The organism is Vibrio sp. Vb1554 (assembly GCF_033344235.1).
Genome location: NZ_JAWPOJ010000496.1, coordinates 1 through 1,011, shown reverse-complemented (window position 1 = coordinate 1,011; position 1,011 = coordinate 1). Strand labels below are relative to the sequence as shown.

1 protein-coding gene and 1 pseudogene are annotated in these 1,011 nt (G+C 41.5%); one reads left to right on the top strand and one right to left on the bottom strand.

Translation table 11 applies throughout. The annotated features are described in order from the left end of the window. A pseudogene (locus R8N28_RS27325) lies at window positions 1–259 on the top strand (hypothetical protein); the annotation flags it as partial. A gap of 173 nt (window positions 260–432) precedes the next feature. Here the strand turns inward: R8N28_RS27325 and R8N28_RS27320 are convergent. Further along, a partial coding sequence (locus tag R8N28_RS27320; RefSeq protein WP_318183930.1) for a TfoX/Sxy family DNA transformation protein occupies window positions 433–1,011 on the bottom strand: 579 nt, incomplete at its 5' end.

The following is a 1,011-nucleotide window of genomic DNA, read 5'->3' as shown; positions in this document are numbered from 1 at the left end:
AATGCGTGTGGTTCAGCCAACAAGCTCAAGCAGCACAGATGTTGGTATGGAGCTAAACCTAGGCGTTCGCCAATGGCTTGGTCCTCAACTTGAAGTGGGTGGTAAAGTTGGTTACGTTTCAATCGACAACGATGATGATTGGACAGGTTCTGCTTACGCGCGCTTCCATTCAACAGAGCTTTTCTCTCTTGGTGCTGAAGCTCGCATCAACGATTTCTACGGTGATCAAATCATGTTCACTACACGCTTCAAGTTCTAATTGGCGTGAAAAAAGCAAAACCGAGGCAATTGCCTCGGTTTTTTTATTCATAAAATGACTAACTCAAATGAAGTGGTCAAAAACATCAACATCCCTTTTCTGCTTTTAACACTTACTTTTCTGACTCGCTAACTCCATTAGAAACGAGTCAATCATTGTGTGGTTCAGTTGCCTTATTCACACAGTGCCAGTAACTGTTTTTTGCGCGGCTCTTGGATTAGTTTCCAGTGCACACCATCAATGGCACCAGCAAACTTCCACAGCAGTTTAACGTCAACATCATTGCCGTAAGCAACTCTTACTTTGTTGAACACTTCAACTGGACCAAGTTCCAAAAAGGTTTCAACATCATCAATACCCGCCTTTTTAACCATGCGCTCTAATGTAAGCTGCATGTTCGGTAGATCTCTCAAACGTTTACTTGCAGAAGACTTTTGGTATTTTCGCTCCTTAATTGAGCAATCAATAGATTTGCGTAACAAATCGTCAAGGCCAGTAAATCCGGACTCAAATAAATCGGTTACGTCATAATAGTTTACAGTAGCCGTCGTCTGTTTTTTGACGTGCTTGTATTTTTCACAATTAAGCAGAGTAAATTCTTCGTCTAAACCATTACCGCCGCGCAAATAACAGCAATCATTGCTGACAAGCGCAAACATGGCGTCATCGCTAAACAAGCCGATACCACCAAACATAGAACGTTTCTGATACTCATTAAAATTGCGTACATACTTAAAAAAAGCTTGGTCTGT